This window comes from Pseudomonas sp. P5_B2, from assembly GCF_056400445.1.
This window is the reverse complement of the sequence record NZ_JBFULH010000610.1, coordinates 1-2379: the sequence shown is the minus strand read 5'-3', so window position 1 is coordinate 2379 and position 2379 is coordinate 1. Positions and strand designations below refer to the sequence as shown.

The window sequence follows — 2379 nt, the reverse complement described above, 5'->3', positions numbered from 1 at the left end:
AGGGGGTGCCGTCTTTGCGGTAGTTCCTGAGGATTTCACGGCAGGATCCTTCCTTGTCCAAGGCCTCGCGAATGGTGGCAAGCGCTTCCTGATCCCGGTCACCGGACTGCAGGAAACGACAATCCTGGTAGAGGATTTCTTCGTTGGTGTACCCCGTCAGGCGTTCGAATGCAGGGTTTGCGTAAATCAGGATGTTGTCCTGCTCGCCTTCTTTTTCGGCAATCACGATGCCGTCATTGGAAGCATTGATCACCATTTGCAGCAGCTGAGCATTGATCATCGGAGAATCCTTTCCGGTGTGATTGAGCGCAGCATTCTAAAAGAACAATGCAGGTCGTGCTGTTAATATCCGGTTTTCACTAAGTTTCAGGATCAGATTGATGAAAGTCGCCATCCTTTCCGGCTCGGTGTACGGCACGGCCGAAGAAGTTGCCCGCCACGCCGCAAGTATTTTGAAGTTCGCCGGTTTCGAAACAATGCACAACCCGCGCGCATCCCTGGCCGATGTCCTGGCTTTCGAACCGCAAGCGTTTCTGGCGGTGACGTCGACCACCGGCATGGGTGAATTGCCGGACAACCTGCAACCCTTGTATTCGATGATTCGTGACCAGTTGCCCGCAGCCTGGCGCGGTCTGCCGGGGGCGGTAATCGGCCTGGGCGATGCGAGCTATGGCGACACCTTCTGTGGCGGTGGCGAGCAGATGCGTGAATTGTTCGGTGAACTGGGCCTGCGCGAAGTGCTGCCCATGCTGCGCCTGGACGCCAGCGAAAGTGTGACCCCCGAAACCGATGCCGAGCCTTGGTTGGCAGAGTTGGTCAGCGCATTGCAGTGACGGGTTCGTCAGGGATTTGACGAGACGGCTCAATCTGTTCCTTGCGGTGAGTGGCGTCGGTCCTTTGACATGGATCCAGACTCATTGCGCGACTGACTCGCACGGCCATCAAGCTGGCTGCCAATGCAACTACACGAAGGTCGGGGGCTGACTAGACTGGCATAAAGACAGCACAACAATAAGAACAGGAGGTCTTGCCTTGAATGTTGCTCCAGTCCAGTCGCCCCACCGTGTCAAAGGTCAGGTCAGTGCTGCCGAGTGGCAGACCCGCGTCGATCTGGCGGCCTGTTATCGTTTGGTCGCCACCTATGGCTGGGACGATCTGATCTTTACGCACATCTCGGCCAAGGTGCCCGGTACCGAGGATTTTCTGATCAACCCGTTCGGGCTGATGTTTCACGAGATCACTGCGTCGAGCCTGATCAAGGTGGATCAGGCCGGCACCAAGTTGATGGACAGTCCTTACGATATCAACCCGGCGGGTTACACCATTCATAGCGCCGTGCATGAAGTTCGCCACGATGTAGTCTGTGTCCTGCACACCCACACCGCTGCCGGGGTTGCGGTCTCGGCGCAAAAGCAGGGCATCCTGCCGATCAGCCAGCAATCCTTGTTTGTCCTGTCCAGCCTGGCTTACCACGCGYATGAAGGCGTTGCGCTGAACCATGAAGAGAAGGCGCGCCTGCAAGCCGACCTCGGTGAAAACAATTTCCTGATGCTGCACAACCACGGTTTGCTGACCTGTGGCAGCACCATCGCCGACACGTTCCTGATGATGTTTACCTTCCAGCGCGCCTGCGATATCCAAGTGATGGCGCAAAACGGCGGTGCCGAACTGATCACTATCGAACCGCAGATTCTGGCAGGCGCCAGGGCGATGATCGCCGGCGTGACCAAAAGTGCTCAAGGGATGGGCGGCGCATTGGCCTGGCCAGCGCTGCTACGCAAACTCGATCAACAAGACCCGGGTTATAAACTCTAATGGCACTCGCCGAGATCCCGCTGTGTGTCTGGCGCAAACGCGGCCAGACGTTCGTATTCCGTGGCCAGACCATTCGCTATTGGACGGCCGGGCAAGGTGAGCCGCTGTTGCTCATCCACGGCTTTCCGACCGCCAGTTGGGATTGGCATTACCTGTGGCAACCCCTGGCGCAGCGTTATCGGTTGATTGCTTGCGACATGCTCGGCTTTGGCGACTCGGCCAAGCCGGTTAACCACGAATACAGCCTGCTCGAACAGGCCGACTTGCAACAGGCGTTGCTGGCGCATTTGAGTATCACGCAACCGGTTCACGTGCTGGCCCACGATTATGGCGACAGCGTGGCGCAGGAACTCTTGGCCCGGCATTACGAAACCCGCTTTCACATCGCCAGTTGTGTATTCCTCAACGGTGGCCTGTTCCCCGAAGCTCATCGCCCGCTCTTGGCGCAAAAATTGTTGCTCAGCCCCTTAGGCTGGATGATTGGCCGTGCGTTCACGCGTGACGCACTGGTGAAAAGTTTCAGGCGGATTTTCGGGCGGATGACCCGCCCGACAGAAAGTGAGA

At 57.5% G+C, this 2379-nt stretch carries 4 protein-coding genes; 3 read left to right on the top strand and 1 reads right to left on the bottom strand.

Annotated features, from left to right (window positions below):
* The coding region (locus tag AC1DRJ_RS24650) for a PAS domain-containing protein (protein WP_477804461.1) at positions 1 to 280 on the bottom strand (280 nt) is incomplete at its 3' end.
* A 100-nt stretch (positions 281 to 380) separates the two neighbouring features.
* On the opposite strand from AC1DRJ_RS24650, the gene AC1DRJ_RS24645 reads away from it, so the two are divergent.
* From AC1DRJ_RS24645 to AC1DRJ_RS24635, 3 genes are all read left to right on the top strand, one after another.
* Complete coding sequence (locus AC1DRJ_RS24645; RefSeq protein ID WP_477804460.1) at positions 381 to 833, top strand: flavodoxin; 453 nt, start codon at positions 381 to 383, stop codon at positions 831 to 833.
* 199 nt (positions 834 to 1032) lie between these two features.
* Positions 1033 to 1815, top strand: coding sequence for a class II aldolase/adducin family protein (locus AC1DRJ_RS24640; protein ID WP_477804459.1), 783 nt, complete (start codon positions 1033 to 1035; stop codon positions 1813 to 1815).
* On the top strand, positions 1815 to 2379 hold a 565-nt coding region (locus AC1DRJ_RS24635), incomplete at its 3' end, for an alpha/beta fold hydrolase (RefSeq protein ID WP_477804458.1). The genes AC1DRJ_RS24640 and AC1DRJ_RS24635, both read left to right, overlap by 1 nt.